The sequence below is a fragment of the Nonomuraea sp. NPDC051191 genome (genome assembly GCF_044455665.1).
GTDB lineage: Bacteria > Actinomycetota > Actinomycetes > Streptosporangiales > Streptosporangiaceae > Nonomuraea.
Window position 1 is genome coordinate 278505 of record NZ_JBITEZ010000010.1, and the last position, 16148, is coordinate 294652.

Annotated in this window: 14 protein-coding genes; 3 read left to right on the forward strand and 11 right to left on the reverse strand. The window is 72.9% G+C overall.

What is annotated here, in order from left to right; all coding sequences use genetic code 11:
• Window positions 1-8: 8 nt before the first annotated feature.
• From ACIA8R_RS28945 to ACIA8R_RS28955, 3 genes are all read right to left on the reverse strand, one after another.
• Window positions 9-986 carry a phosphotransferase family protein gene (locus ACIA8R_RS28945; RefSeq protein WP_397041352.1) on the reverse strand — a complete coding sequence of 326 codons (978 nt, stop codon included), beginning with the start codon at window positions 984-986 and terminating at the stop codon, window positions 9-11.
• Window positions 983-2173: an acyl-CoA dehydrogenase family protein gene (locus ACIA8R_RS28950; RefSeq protein WP_364088325.1), complete on the reverse strand. Its 1191-nt coding sequence runs from the start codon at window positions 2171-2173 to the stop codon at window positions 983-985. The genes ACIA8R_RS28945 and ACIA8R_RS28950 overlap by 4 nt, the downstream gene beginning before the upstream one ends.
• 101 nt (window positions 2174-2274) lie before the next feature.
• Window positions 2275-2460 carry a hypothetical protein gene (locus ACIA8R_RS28955; RefSeq protein WP_357704794.1) on the reverse strand — a complete coding sequence of 62 codons (186 nt, stop codon included), beginning with the start codon at window positions 2458-2460 and terminating at the stop codon, window positions 2275-2277.
• Between the two features lie 341 nt (window positions 2461-2801).
• Between ACIA8R_RS28955 and ACIA8R_RS28960 the strand changes: the two genes are divergently transcribed.
• Window positions 2802-3146, forward strand: coding sequence for a DUF6285 domain-containing protein (locus ACIA8R_RS28960; RefSeq protein ID WP_357704796.1), 345 nt, complete (start codon window positions 2802-2804; stop codon window positions 3144-3146).
• A gap of 3 nt (window positions 3147-3149) precedes the next feature.
• Here ACIA8R_RS28960 and mctP read toward each other — a convergent pair whose 3' ends face one another.
• From mctP to ACIA8R_RS28980, 4 genes are all read right to left on the reverse strand, one after another.
• Window positions 3150-4745: a monocarboxylate uptake permease MctP gene (gene mctP, locus ACIA8R_RS28965; RefSeq protein WP_357704798.1), complete on the reverse strand. Its 1596-nt coding sequence runs from the start codon at window positions 4743-4745 to the stop codon at window positions 3150-3152.
• Window positions 4742-4954, reverse strand: coding sequence for a DUF3311 domain-containing protein (locus ACIA8R_RS28970; RefSeq protein WP_357704800.1), 213 nt, complete (start codon window positions 4952-4954; stop codon window positions 4742-4744). The genes mctP and ACIA8R_RS28970 overlap by 4 nt, the downstream gene beginning before the upstream one ends.
• 231 nt (window positions 4955-5185) lie before the next feature.
• A complete protein-coding gene (locus ACIA8R_RS28975) occupies window positions 5186-5815 on the reverse strand; it encodes a carboxymuconolactone decarboxylase family protein (RefSeq protein ID WP_357704802.1) in 630 nt (209 codons plus the stop codon).
• Complete coding sequence (locus ACIA8R_RS28980) at window positions 5815-6375, reverse strand: VOC family protein (RefSeq protein WP_397041353.1); 561 nt, start codon at window positions 6373-6375, stop codon at window positions 5815-5817. The genes ACIA8R_RS28975 and ACIA8R_RS28980 overlap by 1 nt, the downstream gene beginning before the upstream one ends.
• A gap of 48 nt (window positions 6376-6423) precedes the next feature.
• Between ACIA8R_RS28980 and ACIA8R_RS28985 the strand changes: the two genes are divergently transcribed.
• Window positions 6424-7344 carry an SDR family oxidoreductase gene (locus tag ACIA8R_RS28985; protein ID WP_397041354.1) on the forward strand — a complete coding sequence of 307 codons (921 nt, stop codon included), beginning with the start codon at window positions 6424-6426 and terminating at the stop codon, window positions 7342-7344.
• Between the two features lie 74 nt (window positions 7345-7418).
• On the opposite strand, the gene ACIA8R_RS28990 is transcribed toward ACIA8R_RS28985, so the two are convergent.
• Both ACIA8R_RS28990 and ACIA8R_RS28995 read right to left on the reverse strand, forming a co-directional pair.
• Complete coding sequence (locus ACIA8R_RS28990) at window positions 7419-8363, reverse strand: WYL domain-containing protein (protein WP_364088344.1); 945 nt, start codon at window positions 8361-8363, stop codon at window positions 7419-7421.
• Window positions 8345-9946, reverse strand: coding sequence for a CocE/NonD family hydrolase (locus tag ACIA8R_RS28995; RefSeq protein ID WP_364088347.1), 1602 nt, complete (start codon window positions 9944-9946; stop codon window positions 8345-8347). The genes ACIA8R_RS28990 and ACIA8R_RS28995 overlap by 19 nt, the downstream gene beginning before the upstream one ends.
• Before the next feature lie 88 nt (window positions 9947-10034).
• Here ACIA8R_RS28995 and ACIA8R_RS29000 point away from each other — a divergent pair, with 88 nt between their 5' ends.
• Window positions 10035-10835, forward strand: coding sequence for an SGNH/GDSL hydrolase family protein (locus ACIA8R_RS29000; protein WP_357704812.1), 801 nt, complete (start codon window positions 10035-10037; stop codon window positions 10833-10835).
• Window positions 10836-10920: 85 nt separating this feature from the next.
• On the opposite strand, the gene ACIA8R_RS29005 is transcribed toward ACIA8R_RS29000, so the two are convergent.
• Both ACIA8R_RS29005 and ACIA8R_RS29010 read right to left on the reverse strand, forming a co-directional pair.
• Window positions 10921-14418 (reverse strand): S8 family serine peptidase, encoded by a 3498-nt coding sequence (locus ACIA8R_RS29005; protein WP_397041355.1) that lies wholly within the window; start codon window positions 14416-14418, stop codon window positions 10921-10923.
• A gap of 138 nt (window positions 14419-14556) precedes the next feature.
• Window positions 14557-15996 carry a glycosyltransferase family 39 protein gene (locus ACIA8R_RS29010; RefSeq protein WP_397041356.1) on the reverse strand — a complete coding sequence of 480 codons (1440 nt, stop codon included), beginning with the start codon at window positions 15994-15996 and terminating at the stop codon, window positions 14557-14559.
• Between the last annotated feature and the right edge of the window lie 152 nt (window positions 15997-16148).

Sequence of the window (16148 nt, forward strand, 5' to 3'; positions counted from 1 at the left end):
CGCCGCGGTCAGGCCAGCAGGCCGAGCAGGTCCCACTCGGTCTGGCAGACGCGGCGGCCGAGGGCGGCCAGCTCCACCGACGCCGCGCCGCCGCGCAGGTGCCGCATGGTCTGCATGACGCAGATGATCCCCCACTTCAGCACCCCGAACGTCTCCCACCAGCGCAGCGCGTCCAGGTCGACGTGCCGCCCGCCGGCCTCCTCGTAGGCGGCGATCAGCTCGGCGTAGCCGCCGAACCCGCCCACGGGCAGCGGCGAGCCGAACCGCCACGCCTTGACGCACAGCCAGCCCAGGTCCTCCAGCGGGTCGCCGGCGTGGGCCAGCTCCCAGTCGAGCACGGCCCTGATGCCCTCCGGGCCGACGATCAGGTTGCCGTTGCGGAAGTCGCCGTGCACGACGCCCGTGGGGGCGGCGGGCGGCCGGTCGGCTGCGAGCCTGCGCAGGGCCAGCTCGAACACCGGGTGCGGCTCGCCGGTCAGGTCCAGCACGTCGCGCCAGCGCCGCAGCGGGTCGCCGGGCCCGGCCCCGGCTTCCGCTCCGGTCTCCGCGTCGGTCGCGGGCAGGCAGGACAGCGGCATGCGGTGGATCGCCGCCAGCGTCCGGCCGCACTCGGCGGCCAGCCCGGCCCTGGCCTCCCGGTACGCCTCGTCACGCAGGATCCTGCGCGGGATGGTCTCGCCGGGGACCCGCGTCATCAGGATGTACGGATCGGCGGGCGGATCGGCGGCTGCCACGACGTGCGGTACGGGCACTCCGGCGTCGGCCGCCGCCCGCATCAGCCGCGCCTCGGCGGCCAGCCCGGCGCCCACCTCCAGGACGGCCCCCGGCCCGTCGAGCCGGAGCACCAGCTCGTGCCGGTCGCCGCCGGTGGTGACCACGTCCAGGGCCCAGGTCTCCCTGGAGGCCCCGCCGGGCAGCCGGACCGCGTACGGGACGGCCGCGCCGGGGCCGTACACCTCGCGGGCGATCGTCTCGGCACGGTTCATCGCAGGCCGAACTCCCAGTTGCCGCCGGCCGCGTACTCGCCCAGGAGGCGGCGGCCGACCGTGTCCACGTGCACCTCGTCGGGGCCGTCGTAGACGCGTGCGGCGCGGGCGTGCCGGTACATGCGGTCCAGCGGGGTGTCGGGGGTCAGGCCGGCCGCGCCGTACACCTGGACGGCCCGGTCGATGACGTTGTGCAGCATGCGCGCCCCCACCACCTTGATCGCGCCGATCTCGACGCGGGCCTGCGAGCCGGCGTCCACGGCCTCGGCGGCCTGGAGGGTGAGCAGGCGGGCGGCCTGGATCTCGGTGTAGGAGTCGAACACGTGCTGCCGCATGAGCTGCTTGGCCGCCAGCGGCTCGCCGGACGCGGTGCGCGCGTGCAGCCGCCGGCACATCAGGTCGAAGGCCCGCTGCGCCTGCCCGAGCCAGCGCATGCAGTGGAAGATCCGGCCGGGCCCGAGGCGCTGCTGGGCGATGACGAAGCCGCGCCCGCGCTCGCCCAGCAGGTTCGCGGCGGGCACCCGCACGTCCTCGTAGCGCACCTCGCAGTGGGCGCCGCCGAGCCCGAGCACCGGGGTCTCGCGCACGATCGTGTAGCCGGGCGTGTCCGTCGGCACGAGGATCATGGAGAAGGCCCGGTGGGGCGGCGCGTCCGGCTCGGTCCGGCACATCACGGTCGTGTACGCCGCCGCCGACGCGCCCGTGGTGAACCACTTGTGCCCGTTGATCACCCAGGTGTCGCCGTCGAGCACGGCGGAGGTGGTGATCCGGGTGGGGTCGCTGCCGGCGGCCTCCGGCTCGGTCATCGCGAAGCTGGGCGAGATGTCGCCGCGCACCAGCGGCTCCAGGTAGCGTTCGCGCTGCTCGGGGGAGGCGTGCTCGTGCAGCATGAGCGAGTCCTGCAAGGTGAACGAGCCGAGGGCGAGCTGCCCGTACTCGCTGCGGCCCTGGACCTCGTTGACGTAGACGTAGTCGAGGAACGGCAGCCCGCCGCCGCCCAGTTCGCGCGGGTGGCCGAGGGCCCACAGGCCCTCCTTCCTGGCCTCGTCCCGCAGCCCGGCCAGGGTGGCGGCGGCCCGGGGGCCGCCCTCGTGCAGCACCTCCTCGGCCGGTTCGACGCGCTCGGTCATGAACGCGCGCACGGCGTCGCGGATCGGCCGGACATGCCCGGGTACGGCGAAGCTCATGGGGTGATCTCAACCGAAATCCGTTGCGCGGTCAACGGCCGGCGCGCGGGACGGGAAAGGGCCCGGCGGCGGCCGCCGGGCCCTTCGGAGGGGACGGGGGGTCAGGCCGCGTTCTCCTCGGCCTTGCGGGGCAGGACCTCCAGCTCGAACGCCCCCGACCTGACCGCCTCCAGGAAGTGCAGCCAGTCGCGGCGCGGGATCTCCAGGACCACGTCAGGGGAGGAGTCGTGGATGAGCTCCACGTGGTCGTTGATGCGGCAGGCCTTGACGCGTACGTCGTCGTTCATGCTGCGCTCCCTCGGGTTGACTGCGGCTGAGCGGCCCGGGGGTCCGGGGGCCTGGGAGCTGCGCCGGGCGACTTTCCCAGCCGTCCGGGCCGTCCGCGTGACCCCGGAGGGCCGGGCCGCTCGGGAAGCGTGTCATCGTCGCGCGCGGGCCCGCCACCGGGGGTGTCGGCGGTCCGGTAGAGACACGCCGATCGCGGGGGGAGGTCTGTCGTCCCGGGGGTGGAGAAAGGTCATCCGGGCGCCGGGGCCTTGACAGGGAGGGCGGTGATCTTTATGCCTGGGCTCACGACAGGCCGTGCGCGGGCGTACGGCTCCGGAGCGAGGTGACGGGAGTGCCGCCGATGGCGCAGCCCCATGACGTGCCCACCGCCGCGCAGCTCGTCGCGGCCGTGCGCGAGTTCCTGCGCGACGACGTGCTGCCCGCGGCCGAGGGGCGGGTGCGCTTCCACACGCGGGTGGCGATCAACGTGCTGGCCATGGTGGAGCGGGAGATCGAGCTGGGCCCGGACCAGGCCGCCGAGCACGCCGCGCGGCTGGCGGCCCTGGGCGTGGCCGACGACGCCGAGCTGGCCGCCGCCGTCCGCGCGGGCCGCTTCGACGGCGACGACGCGCTCACCGCCGCGCTGGTCCAGGCCGTACGGGCCAAGCTGGAGGTGGCCGATCCCGGCTACCTCCAGCGGCCGTGAGCGTCAGTGCGACCCGGCCAGGTCCAGGTCCTTGACGTCCGGGTCGCCCTCGTCGGCGAAGTAGTCGCCGCGCCGGGTGGTGTCCGTGCCGTCGGCCACCTTGGCCGCCCGGAAGATCAGCGTGGCGAGCGCGGCCACGACCAGGTTGACGATGAGCGCGAGGAAGCCCGCGTAGATCGTCATCTTGGTGTCCAGGCCCAGGTTCGCCATGCTGAAGGCCGAGCCGCCGAAGTGCTCCTTGCCCTTGGCCGGGTTGGGGATGAGGTAGAGCATCCACATGCCCGCCGCCAGGCCCAGGGCCCAGCCCGCCATCAGGCCGCCCTTGTGGAACCAGCGCGTGTACAGGCCGAGCGCCACCGACGGCAGCGTCTGCAGGATGATCACGCCGCCGATGAGCTGGAGGTCGATCGAGAACTGCGGGTCCAGCAGGAGGATGCACAGCACCGCGCCGACCTTGACCACGAGCGAGACGACCTTGGAGACCTTGGCCTCCTGGGCGTCGGTGGCCTGCTTGTTGATGTACTCGCGGTAGATGTTGCGGGTGAACAGGTTCGCCGCCGCGATCGACATGATCGCCGCCGGCACCAGCGCGCCGATGCCGATGGCCGCGAACGCCACGCCGGCGAACCAGTCGGGGAAGAGCTGGTCGAACAGGTTCGGCACGATCGTGTTCGGGTCGCCGTCGACCGGCTTGGTGCCGGCCGCGATGGCCATGAAGCCCAGCAGCGCGATCAGGCCGAGCACGAAGCTGTAGGCCGGCAGCGCCGACATGTTGCGCTTGATGACGTTGCGGTTCTTGGAGGCCAGCACGCCGGTGAGGCTGTGCGGGTAGAGGAACAGCGCCAGGGCCGAGCCGAAGGCCAGCGTGACGTACTGGAGCTGGTTGGCGCCGTTGAGCAGGATGCCGTCGCCCGGCGCGGGGGTCTTGTCGAACTTGGCCTGGGCCATGTCGAAGATGTTGCCCCAGCCGCCCAGCTTGGCCGGGATGTAGATGACCGCGGCCAGGATCACGATGTAGATCAGCGCGTCCTTGACGAAGGCGATCAGCGCCGGCGCGCGCAGGCCCGACTGGTAGGTGTAGGCCGCCAGGATCGCGAACGCGATGATGATCGGCAGGTGCCCGGTGATGCCCATCGACTTCAGCACCGCCTCGATGCCGACGAGCTGCAGCGCGATGTACGGCATCGTGGCCACCAGCCCGGTGATGGCGATCAGCAGCGCCAGCGTCGGCGACCCGAAGCGCGCCCGGACGAAGTCGGCGGGCGTGACGAACCCGTGCACGTGCGAGACCGACCACATCCGCGCCAGCACCAGGAACACCAGCGGGTAGACCACCACGGTGTAGGGCAGCGCGTAGAAGCCGAGCGCGCCGGAGCTGAACACCAGCGCGGGCACGGCCACGAACGTGTAGGCGGTGTAGAGGTCGCCGCCGACCAGGAACCAGGTGACCCAGGAGCCGAAGCTGCGGCCGCCCAGGCCCCACTCGTTGAGGCTGGCCAGGTCGGTGGGCCGCCGCCAGCGGGCCGCGACGAAGCCCATGCCGCTGACCAGGACGAACAGCAGCGCGAAGACGACCAGCTCGGTCACGTGCCCGCTCATTTGGTCATCCTGTAGACGATGGTGGTGCAGCCGACGCCGATCACGATGAAGGCGAGCTGCAGCCAGTAGAACAGCGGGAAGCCGAGCAGGCGCGGCTCGTCGGAGTTGAACAGGAACGTCAGCAGCGGCAGCACGATCGGCACGACCAGCAGCCAGTTCCATGGGCTGCGGTCGGTACGCGGCGGCTGCCCGGATTCCCCGGTAGTCATCGACCCTCCGATTGGGGGGATCAGGGGCGGCTTGTTGACCGGCCCCTGACAACGTAGTCAATGGAGGGAGATTAGCTTTCCGGTGGTATTAAACCCAATGTCCGGAACATCACAGTTTGGCCTAAATGTCGAGATCAACTCTCGGCAGGCGAGACCAAAGCCCACCCCTCGCACCCGGCACGTTAAGTCGCCACCGCGTCGCGCGGAACCGGGCGATCGGCGAATGGTCGGCTACTCGCGATGAACGGTCACTTCGTCGGCGATGTCGCGCGTCCCGTAGCCCTCGGGGGCGGGCACCTCGGTGATCGGGTCGGGGCGGTCGTCGAACTCCAGCCGCAGCGCCCGGGCCATGGTGGCGTGCATCTCGTACAGGCAGACGATGTAGGTCAGCTCCAGGATCTGCTCGTCGGGCAGGTGGGCACGCAGCACGGCGAACACCTCGTCGTGCACCCGGCCGCCGTCCAGCACCAGCCCGTCGGTGTAGGCCAGCACCGCCCGTTCCAGCTCGCCGAACCGGTCGCTGACCTGCCAGGAGGCGACCGCCCGCACCTTCTCCTCCGGTACGCCGAGCGCCCTGAGCTGCTTGCAGTGCTGGGAGTAGACGAACTGGCTCTGCCGTGCCCAGCCCGCCCTGGTCTGCCCCAGCTCGCGCAGCACCGGGTCGAGCCGTGACTCGCGGTAGATCTGGAAGCCCTTGACGCAGTGGCGGAAGATCTTGGGGTCGAGGGCGAACACCGTCCACCAGTCGCCCGGCGAGCCGGTCGCGGTCCCCGTGCCGTCGGGGGACAGCAGCCGGTCGTGGAAGAACCGGACGACGGGGTCGGTCACCTCCTCGGGCGGCACCCGGCGCAGGCGCGGCATCAGACGGTCCTGTCGGCGGCCGTCTTGGGCTCGTGCCGGACGTCGCCGGGCCGCCCGTCCGGCCGTCCGTCCGGGTGGGTCCAGGCGGCGAACTCCACCAGGATCCCGTCGGGGTCCTTGAAGTAGATGGACCGGACGAACACGCCCTCGTGCATCTCGGCCGCCACGCCGAACTCGCTGTCGTCGTGGTTGAGCAGCACGCCCACGTCGATCCCCTTGGCCACCAGCCGGTCGCGGTACTCCTCGATGCGTTCGGGCGGCACGTCGAAGGCGATGTGGTTCATCGAGCCGACCGCCGACAGCAGCTCGCCCCGGTCCGGCAGGTTCCTGGGCGCGGAGACCCCGGGCACGCCCTCGGGGGCGTCGGGGAACCAGAAGAAGGCCAGCGCGTTGCCGCCGCCGCAGTCGAAGAAGAAGTGCTGGCCCCAGCCCAGGGGCAGCTCGATCGTCTTGATCAGCGGCATGCCCAGCACGCCGGAGTAGAAGTCGACGGTCTGCTTCATGTCCGAGCAGACCAGGGCGATGTGGTTGACCCCGCGGAGCTCGAATTCGCTGTTCATAGTAATCAACTACTTATCACAGCGTTCATGCGTAAAACATGACAGAGGATGGCGGGTATCCGGGACACGATCGTCAGCGTGATTGTTGTGGTGGCGGGCGCGACCCGCGGAACGGGACGAGGAATGGCGGTCGCCCTCGGGGCGGCCGGGGCGACGGTCTACTGCGCCGGACGCAGTACGCGGGAGCGGCGTTCGGAGATGAACCGTCCGGAGACGATCGAGGAGACCGCCGAGCTGGTGAGCTCGGCGGGCGGGACGGGCATCGCCGTCCCCGTCGACTTCCTGGACCCGGCGCAGGTGGCGGAGCTGGCCGCCCGCGTCGAGCGCGAGCAGGGCCGGCTGGACGTGCTGGTCAACGACGTGTGGGGCGGCGACCACCTGTGGCAGTGGGAGACCCCCGTCTGGAAGCAGGACCAGGACGACGGCCTGCGCCTGCTCAGGCTGGCCGTCGACACCCATCTCGTCAGCGCCCGGCACCTGCTGCCGCTGCTGATCCGGCACGAGGGCGGCCTGGTCGTGGAGATCACCGACGGCACCTGGGAGTTCAACCGGACCCGTTACCGCGGGAACGTCTACTACGACCTGGCCAAGGTGTCGGTCAACCGGCTGGCCTTCGCCTGGTCCCACGAACTGCGCCCGTACGGCGGGACGGCGGTGGCGGTCACGCCGGGGTTCCTGCGTTCGGAGGCGATGCTGGAGGGCTTCGGCGTCACCGAGGAGAACTGGCGCGAGGCCAAGGCGGACGGCGCGTGGATGGTCTCCGAGACCCCCGCCTACGCCGGCCGCGGCGTGGCCGCCCTGGCCCGGGACCCCGACCGGCGGCGGTGGTCGGGATCGTCGGTCACCAGCGGCGAGCTGGCCGAGGCGTACGGGATCACCGACGTGGACGGCAGCCGGCCGCAGGTGTGGCGCTACCTCGACGAGGTCGGCGAGAAGGGCGGCGACGGCACCTGGGAGAACTACCGCTGACGCGCACGGCGCCCCCGGACGGCGATCCCCCTCGGCGCCCGCGGGCGAGCGTCCGGGGGGTCGGCGCCCGCCGGTCAGCGTTCGTAGAGCGCGGCCGTGCGGGCGGCGGCGTCGGCGACCAGGGCGCGCAGCTCGGCGGGCGCCAGCACCTCGGCCTCCGGGCCGAAGCGCAGCACCTGCGTGTAGGCCACCTCCACCGACTCCACGGCCAGCCGCACGGTCCCGTCGGGCCGGAGCGAGGCCAGCGCGTCGTCCAGGGCGGCGGGGTCGGCGACGTACCGCAGCATGCGCCGGCCCGCCGGGGTCAGCCGCAACGTGATCACGTCCCTGAGCAGGGAGCGGCTGAACTCGGCCGCCTGCCCGGCCCAGAACGCGGCCAGGTCGAAGCCGGCCGCCCGCTCGAAGCGCGGCTCGCGCGCCCGGACGTCGCCCATCCGGTCCACCCGGAAGATCAGGAACCGCTCGCCCAGACGGGCCACCAGGTACCAGGCGCCCGCCTTCAGCACCAGCCCGTACGGGTCCAGCTCCCGCGTGCGCTCCTTGTAGACCACCGTGACCGGCAGGTCGTTCCACACGGCCCTGGCCAGCGGCGCCAGGGCCGGGGGCGGCGGCACGTCGGCGGTGTACCAGCCGGGCGCGTCCAGGTGGAAACGCTGCGCGGCCGTGGCAGGCGCGTCGCGCAGCGAGGGGGACAGCGCCGCGGCGGCCTTGAGCCGGGCCGTCGCGGCCACCTCCTGCAACCCCATCTCGCGCAGCGCCGCGGGCACCCCCGACAGGAACAGCGCCTCGGCCTCGGCCCGGTCCAGCCCGGTCAGCCGGGTGCGGTAGCCGTCCAGCAGCCGGTAGCCGCCGCCGCGCCCCCGGTCGGCGTAGACCGGCACGCCCGCCTCCGACAGCGCCAGCACGTCCCGGTGCACCGTGCGCTCGGAGACCTCCAGCTCCTTGGCCAGCTCGGCCGCCGTCATCCCGCCCCTGGCCTGCAACAGCAGGACCAGCGACATCAGCCGCGCGGCGCGCACAGCGGCAGCACCACGGCCGAGGGGCGGGCGGGGGAGTGGAACACCTCGACGTCGGCGGGCGTCATCGGGCCGCCCGCCGCGGCCACCGGCTCGCCGGTGCCCGGGTTGCGGGCGATCGTCGGGTACGCGCCGGCCGCCACGTGCACCCGGATCCGGTGGTCGCGGCGGAACCGGTGCCCGATCGGCCACAACTCCACCCGTACGCGGCGCACGCCGTCGCCGTCCCCGTCGCCGGTTGCCCGCGGGCCCAGCCGCCGCACCCCCTCGCACAGGTTGAGCGAGCGGCCGTCGGGGTGCACATCGCACACCCGGACCACCACGTCCACGTACGGCGTGCTGGAGCGGACGTACACGTCGGCGTGCACCGGGCCGATCATCTCCACGTCCGACTCCAGCGCCGCCGAGCTGTAGACCAGCACGTCGCGCCGGGCCTCCAGACGCCGCTGGTCGCGCGGCCTGGAGTCGGCCAGCAGCACGGGCCCGCCGATCGCCGGCGTGGGATGGGCGGGGTGGTAGCGGAACCGGTCGGTCCCGGCCTCCTCCGGCTCCCGCGTGGCCAGCCCACCGCCGGACCGCAGGTGCCAGCGCTGCTCCCGCATGCCCGGCACCGGCCAGTCGGGGTAGTCGCGCCACTCGCCGGCCCCGGTGACGAAGAGCCGCACCGGGTCCGGGCGCAGACCGGACGGGTCACCCATCAGGTGCGCGCGGAACCAGGCCAGCGCCTCGGCCTTCGAGGGCCGCCCGTGCCGGGAGTCGACGTGGTACCAGGGCCCGATCGTCAGGTACGGCCGCCGCCCGGCCGCCCGCATCGCCGCGTAGTCCTTGAGCTGCCAGGGCAGGAAGACGTCGTACCAGCCGCCGAGCATGGTGACCGCCGCCTCCACCTCGCCGACCTTGGAGGAGAAGTCCCGCTTGTGCCAGTACGGCACGGCCGGATCGGCGTGGTGGGCCAGCAGGTCCTGGAAGAACCGCAGCGGCCGGCCCGCCGAGGCCACGTCCAGCTCGGCCACCGGCCGCCCCGACAACACGGCCCGGCGGGTCACCCTGGGGGCGGTGAGCATCGCGGCCCCGCCGACGAAGCGGCGCGTCATGGTGTCGGTCAGCGTGGTCCAGCTCAGCGTCGACTCCAGCGCGAACGCGCCGCCCACGTACGCGGCGTCCCTGAACTGGGAGGCGGTGATCTGCGTGGCCATGGCCTTGAGCTCGGGCCCGGCCTCGGCGGCGACGGCCCACTGGGCGTAACCGAGGTAGGAGGGGCCGAACATGGCGAACGAGCCGCCGTACCAGGGCTGCTCGCGCAGCCAGGAGATGGTGGCCAGGCCGTCGTCGTGCTCGTCGCCGAGCGGGTCGAGGCTGCCGCCGGAGCCGAAGCCGCCCCGGCAGCTCTGGATCAGCACGTGGAAGCCGTTCCTGGCGAAGCCGCGGCCGTACATCCAGCCGAACAGGCCGCGCCGGCCGTAGGGCGACCGGATCAGCACCGCCGGGGCCGGCCGGCCGTGAGCCGGGGCGTAGTGGTCGGCCAGCAGCGTCACACCGTCGGGCATCGGGACGGGGATGTCCCGCCGGAGCCGCACGCGTCTCATGTCATAACCAGTAACAGATGGGTCCGGATAGGCGGTAGCCGGGGGTTACGGTCGCGTAAGGAGAATCTCCTTGGCAAACTATCCGGTCATGGGACGAATCACCTCGTATGTCGCCCTAGGGGACAGCTTCACCGAAGGACTGGAAGACCCGGCCGAGTACGGCTTCCGCGGCTGGGCCGACCGGCTGGCCGAGCACATCGCGGCCGACAACGCAGAGTCCGGCAACCTCGGGGCCCGGCAGCCCGGCCTGCGGTACGCCAACCTCGCCGTCCGCGGCCGGCTGATCGACCAGATCGTGGCGGAGCAGGTGCCGAAGGCGGTCGAGCTGGGCGCCGACCTGGTCTCGCTGTGCGCCGGGGGCAACGACATCCTGCGGCCGGGCAGCGGGCCCGCGTCCGTGGCCAGGCGGCTGGAACAGGGCGTCAGGACGCTGACCGAGGCGGGCAGCCGGGTGCTCATGTTCACCGGCTTCGACCTGCGGCACGTGCCGGTGATGCGGCTGGCGCACTCCAAGATCGAGGTCTACAACCTGCACATCCACGACATCGCCCGCCGCTACGACGCGCTGCTGGTCGACCTGTGGCCGATGCCGGTCCTGCGCGACCCGCGCGCCTGGAACGCCGACCGCCTGCACCTCAGCCCCGACGGCCACCGCCGGGTGGCGCTGCGGGCCGCCGAGGTGCTCGGCGTGCCGGTGGGCGAGGACTGGCGCGAGGCGTACCCGGTCAGGCGGCCGCCGGTCTGGACGGCCGCCCGCCGCGAGGACCTGCGCTGGGCCAGGACCTACCTCGGCCCGTGGATCGGCAGGCGCATCAACCGGCGCTCCTCGGGCGACGGGGTCCTCCCCAAGCGCCCCGACCTCGCCCCGCTGACGACCGCCGACCACTGACCACTGATCAGGGACGCCCGGCCGAGCCGCCTGAGCGCGGAGACCCGGGGACCCGCCGCACCAGGGACGGCGGGACCCCGGGCGGTCACGGGAGCGCCTTGTCCGGGCGCTCGGAGACGCGCACGCCGCTGACCAGCGTGGCCCCCTGCCGGGCGGCGAAGCGCACGTTGAGCTGACCGTCGGTCACCTTCACCGTGTACTGCCTGGCCACCGCCGTGTACGTGCCCGCCTCCAGCGCCAGGTCCAGCGCCGGGATCGCGAGCTGCCCCTCGACCAGCACGTCGAAGACCCGCTTGCCCATCTGCGTGCTCTTCACCTCGGCGAAGTCCAGCTCCACCGTGTACGTCCCGGCGGGCACGCCGTCGAACCGGTACTCCAGCATGCCCTCCCTGGCCGTCCTGAACAGCTCCTGGTCGGCGGTGCCCGCGATCGTCCTGGACGTGCTCGCCGTCTTGGTCGAGGTCGCCACGTAGCCGTACCCGCCCTGGGCGTAGCGGCGGTCGGGCGTCCAGGCGTCGCCGTCGGCGTCGGTCAGCGCCTTCGAGCCGCCGGCGTCGACGGCCACCTGGAACTTGGGCACCACCACGGTCACCTTGATCTCGATGGCCGGCTGCCGCCCGCTGGCGGACTTGACGACCAGCTTGCCGGTACGCGTCCCGCCGGGCGTCACCCCGGCGCCGGAGACCGTCACCTTCAGCGTCGCCTTCTGGCCCTTGGCCAGCTCGCCCGCCTGCGGCGTGACCGACATCCAGGCGGCGTCGCCGGTCACCGTGTAGGCGGTGGGCGAGCCCAGGTTCGTCAGCTCCAGCGTCCGCGTCCGGGTCGCCCCGGCCGGCATGACCGCGGTCACCTCGGCGGCCGAGGCGCTCACCCGTCCGGTGACCAGAGCGGTGTCGATCCTGGTCAGCGCGCCGGGCGTGACCGTGACGGGCTTGGTGAAGGTCCCGTAGTTCTCCTTGGCCACCACCACGTCGTGGTCGCCCGCCGGGACCTGCCCGAAGAACGACCCGTCCGCGCCGGTCGTGAACGACGCCGCGTCGCCCAGCTTCACCGACGCCCCGGCCAGCGGCTCGCCGTCGTTGGCGTCGGTGACCACGCCGGTCACCAGGCCGTGCCGGCTCGCGGTGAACGTCACGCCCCGGCCGGTGGCCAGCGCGGCCTCCTCGTAGGAGTACAGCAGCGCGTCGGTGCCGGCGGCGTTCTCGATGCCGACCGTGGCGCTGGAGCCCTGGTCGCGCTCGCTCTCGACGTCCTTGTACCGGAAGGAGACCGACCCGTCCTCGCCGAGCAGCGCCGCGAACGACACCCGCTCGCCGGCCTCGCTGTAGAAGGTGACGTTGCGCCACTCCACGACGTACTGGCGGTGCGGGGACGTGCCCACCACGCCGGTGTAGACGCCCGCCTCGGCGTCCACCTTCAGGTCGTCCCAGTACGGGTAGACCGCGTGGTTCGGCGTGCCGGTGCCCGGCAGGCGGCTGTTGCTGCCCGTGGTGACCCGGTCGGCGGCGAAGGTGACGAACCCGTTCGTGCTGATCCACGCCCTGGCCTGCCCGGCGCCGTAGAACGGGATCGCGAACGGCAGCGTCACCTGCACGGCCTCGTCGTCGCCGGTCAGCGCCAGCTTCTCGGTCCCGGCCACGTACGGCTGCGCCGCCGCCCGGCAGGTGTAGCCGAAGCCGTCGCCGCGCAGCGGCAGCTCGACGTCCCTGACCACGTCGCCGTCCACGGCCACCTGCGCGCTCGCCCCGCTGGAGCAGCGCGAGACCGGCGTGACCGTCAGCGTGTACGTCCCGCGCGGCAGCGTCATCGTGTACCGGCCGGAGGCGTCGGTGACCGCGCTCACCGGCGTGCCGCCGGCGGTCACGGTCGCGCCGGGCTCGGGGGCGCCGGCCGTGGTGACCGTGCCGGACAGCGTGCCGGACGGCTGCCGGGTGAGCGTCACGTCCCCGGTGGTGACCTGCTCGGCGGTGACGGTCGCGGTGGCGGTCCCGCGGTCGTAGCCGAACTTCGCGGCCGTGATCGTGTACTCGCCGGGCAGCAGGCGCGGGATCGTGTACGTGCCGTCCTGGCCGGTGACGACCGTGCGCGCGAGCGGCCCGGTGACCTGGAGCGTCACGCCCGGCACCGGCTCGCCGGCCGCCGTGACCGTGCCGCGCAGCTCGCCCAGCCCCTCGTCCGGGGCGGCCTGGACGGCGGCGTAGGCGTCCAGCCGGCCCTCGCCCCAGACGTTGTTGTCGGCCGCGGTGCCGCCGCAGCTCGTGTCGGCCACGTCGATCGCCGTGCGGTCCAGCAGCGGCCGGGTGGCGGCCACGTCGCCCTGCAATCGGGGCGCGGCCGACCAGATCAGCGCCACCGTGGCCGCCACGTGCGGCGAGGCCATCGAGGTGCCGGTGTAGGAGTCGTAGCCGCCGCCCGGAACCGAGGAGCGCACGTTCACGGCCGGGGCCGCGATGTTCGGCTTGATCTCGCCGTCCTGGCCCTCGCCCTTGCTCGACCTGCTGTACAGCGCGTTGTTGACGTCGAAGCCGCCCGCGCTGTAGCTGATCGCGTACTGGCCGGGCGAGCCGCTGGTCCGGCAGGCCGGGCCCTCGTTGCCGTTGGCGAAGGCGGGGAAGATGCCGGCGGCCACCCACGCCTGGACGGTCTCGACGTACCAGGGGTCGAACCCGTTGCCGCCCCAGGAGTTGTTGACGATGTCCGGCGCGAGGTCGGGCCGCGGGTTGCCGCCGGCGAGGTCGGTCGGGGCCAGCACCCACTGGCCCGCGGCCAGCAGCGAGGCGTCCGTGCAGGTGTTGACCTCGCAGCCCTTGGCGGCGATCCAGCGCACGCCGGGCGCCACGCCGATGCCGTTCGCGCCCGCCATCGTGCCCATGACGTGCGTGCCGTGGCCGTTGTTGTCGCACGGCGCGGCCGACGGGCAGATGCGCGCCGGGTCGAACCAGTTGTAGTCGTGGGTGTAGGAGCCGTCGGGGTTCCTGCCCCGGTAGCTCGCGGCCAGGTCCGGGTGGTCGTACTGGACGCCGGAGTCGATCGAGGCGACCACGATGCCCTCGCCCCGGTCGCCCAGCTCGCTCCACACGCGCGGGGCGCCGATCCGGTCGATGTTCCACTCGACCGCGCCCGCCTTGGCCTCGGCCCGGCCGGGCGCGGGCTTGGGCAGCGAGACGACGGTGACCGGGTCGATCCGGTCCACCTCGGGCAGTTCGCTGATCGCCGCGGCCAGCTTGGCGTCCGCGGTCACCCGTACGGCGTCGACGATCCAGTACGAGGTGTAGTCGGCCTTCTGGGAGTCCAGCAGCTTGACCAGCCCGGCCTGCGAGCTCTTCGCCCGCTCGGTCTTGGCCTCGTAGACCAGCTCGGCCTTGGCCCGCTTGGTGGCGGCCCGGCGGGCGGCGGCCAGGTCGGCGCTGCCCTTCATCCGGACCCAGAAGGTGGCCTTGCCGTCCTGGTCCAGGTCGGCCCGGACGGCCTGGGAGATCTTGCCGGGTTCGGGCGCCGCGTGCGCCGGGGCCTGGGGGACGGCCAGGGCGGCGGCGGTGACGATCCCGGTCAGGATCGCACGCCAGGTGAGGGTGTTGCGCACGTGCTCTCCTTCACGACGTTCACGACGGTGAGGAAGAGGTGATCTTTCCGCCTCTGTCGAGAAGGGTGAAGAGATCCTGTCGGGAAAGCAAGGGCGCTGATCCTAACAAGCTCGGAAAAATCCCGAAATGTAATGTGGTCAGCTGAAGTGTCGCCACATCGGCCAGGTGGTGGACCATGGCTGCCGGGGGTCGCGGCACAACCACACCGGCATGCCCTGCTCCTCGTTGTCGACGTCCACGCCGTTGTCCACGCGGGCCTTCTCCTCGCAGGAGCCGAACAGCGCGCGGGCCCGGCCGCCCGCGTTCACCAGGATCGCCACGGTCCCGTCGTCCGGCGGCGGGCCGTACTCCCAGAGCTGGTTCTGGCCGGAGTACACGCGGGTCAGGCCCGCCCGGTCGAGGGCGCCGTACTCGCCGTAGTTGCCCGTGACGACCACCGCGCGGGCCCGTTCGTCCGGCGGCAGCGCCCGCAGCACGCCGCCGACGGCGGCGGCGAAGCCCGGCCAGCCGACCGACTCGCGGGCCACCTCGTTGATCGCCGGGACCGGCGTGCCCGCCAGCTCGCCCACCGGCACGAGCGGCAGCGCGAGCACCGCCGAGGCCAGCGCGTTGACCGCGAGGAAGCCCCACGCCGCGCGCACCCGTCCGGCCCGCGCCCGCGACACGCTCACGCACCCGGCCGCGAACAGCCCCACGATCAGCCCCGCGGTGTAGTCGAAGCGGCCGCCGGTGACCAGCGTCAGCACCGCCGTCACCGGATAGGCCACCGCCACCGCCCGCACCCGCCGGTCGCGCCACAGCCGGACGAACCCCAGCGCCGCGACCACCGACACCACCGGCCCGAACAGCGTGAGCTGCATCGGCACGAACATCACCCGCATCTCGGCGCCCTTGTCCGCGCTGAGCGCGGCGGCCATCGTGAGCTGCGGCCAGCCGTGCGTGGCCTGGTAGAGCAGGTTCGGCGCGGCCAGCACGGCGGCCACCAGCGCCCCGGCCCACAACCACGGGCTCCCCAGCGCCCGCCGCGGCCCGGCGATCAGCAGGCCCGCCGCCAGGCCCAGCACCAGCAGCACGATGAGGTGCTTGTTGTAGGTGGCCAGCCCGATCACCGCGCCCGCCGCGAGCCACCAGCGCGGCTGCCCGCGCAGCAACGTCCTGAGCGCGAACAGGATCGCCGCCGTCCACAGCGGAAGGTCGAAGCTGACCGTCAGCAGCGTGTGCGCCGCGATCAGCGTGTACGCCCCGGTCGCCGCGCCCACGGCGGCCATCGTCTGGGCGAGCCGGTCGCCGCCCAGTTCCCGCGCCACCAGCGCCACCAGCACGACCACGACCGCCGCGGCCAGCGCGGGGAACACCCGCAGCGCCGTCACCGTGTCGCCGAACAGCCCGAGCGCGGCCTTGGCCAGCATCGGCGTCAGGGGCGGCTGGTCGACGTACCCCCAGGCCGGATGGCCGGCCAGGATCCGGAAGTACAGCTCGTCGCGGTGGTAGCCGTACCACGGGCTCAGCGCGAGCGCCGCCCCGGCGGTCAGCACCGCGGTCACCGTCACCGGACGCCACGCCCAGGGCCGCTCCATGAACGCAGAGGCTAGGTCCTTCCTCTCGATCTGTCACTGCCCGAGCGGGATGTCGCGTTGCGCGATCTTGGTCAGGCGGTTAACCTGTGGGCATGCGAAATCGCCCTCAGATCCAGTGGTGGCGCCGCTCCTAGGCGGCGCGTTTTTCGCAT

Coding starts and splice junctions, on each gene's coding strand:
- ACIA8R_RS28975 (WP_357704802.1), bottom strand. CDS start 5,815: ATGCCGCGCCTGCGCCGGGTGCCGCCCGAGGAGGTGACCGACCCCGTC.
- ACIA8R_RS28950 (WP_364088325.1), bottom strand. CDS start 2,173: ATGAGCTTCGCCGTACCCGGGCATGTCCGGCCGATCCGCGACGCCGTG.
- ACIA8R_RS28995 (WP_364088347.1), bottom strand. CDS start 9,946: ATGAGACGCGTGCGGCTCCGGCGGGACATCCCCGTCCCGATGCCCGAC.
- ACIA8R_RS28960 (WP_357704796.1), top strand. CDS start 2,802: ATGGCGCAGCCCCATGACGTGCCCACCGCCGCGCAGCTCGTCGCGGCC.
- ACIA8R_RS28980 (WP_397041353.1), bottom strand. CDS start 6,375: ATGAACAGCGAATTCGAGCTCCGCGGGGTCAACCACATCGCCCTGGTC.
- ACIA8R_RS29010 (WP_397041356.1), bottom strand. CDS start 15,996: ATGGAGCGGCCCTGGGCGTGGCGTCCGGTGACGGTGACCGCGGTGCTG.
- ACIA8R_RS28945 (WP_397041352.1), bottom strand. CDS start 986: ATGAACCGTGCCGAGACGATCGCCCGCGAGGTGTACGGCCCCGGCGCG.
- ACIA8R_RS28985 (WP_397041354.1), top strand. CDS start 6,424: ATGGCGGGTATCCGGGACACGATCGTCAGCGTGATTGTTGTGGTGGCG.
- mctP (WP_357704798.1), bottom strand. CDS start 4,745: ATGAGCGGGCACGTGACCGAGCTGGTCGTCTTCGCGCTGCTGTTCGTC.
- ACIA8R_RS29000 (WP_357704812.1), top strand. CDS start 10,035: ATGGGACGAATCACCTCGTATGTCGCCCTAGGGGACAGCTTCACCGAA.
- ACIA8R_RS28955 (WP_357704794.1), bottom strand. CDS start 2,460: ATGAACGACGACGTACGCGTCAAGGCCTGCCGCATCAACGACCACGTG.
- ACIA8R_RS28970 (WP_357704800.1), bottom strand. CDS start 4,954: ATGACTACCGGGGAATCCGGGCAGCCGCCGCGTACCGACCGCAGCCCA.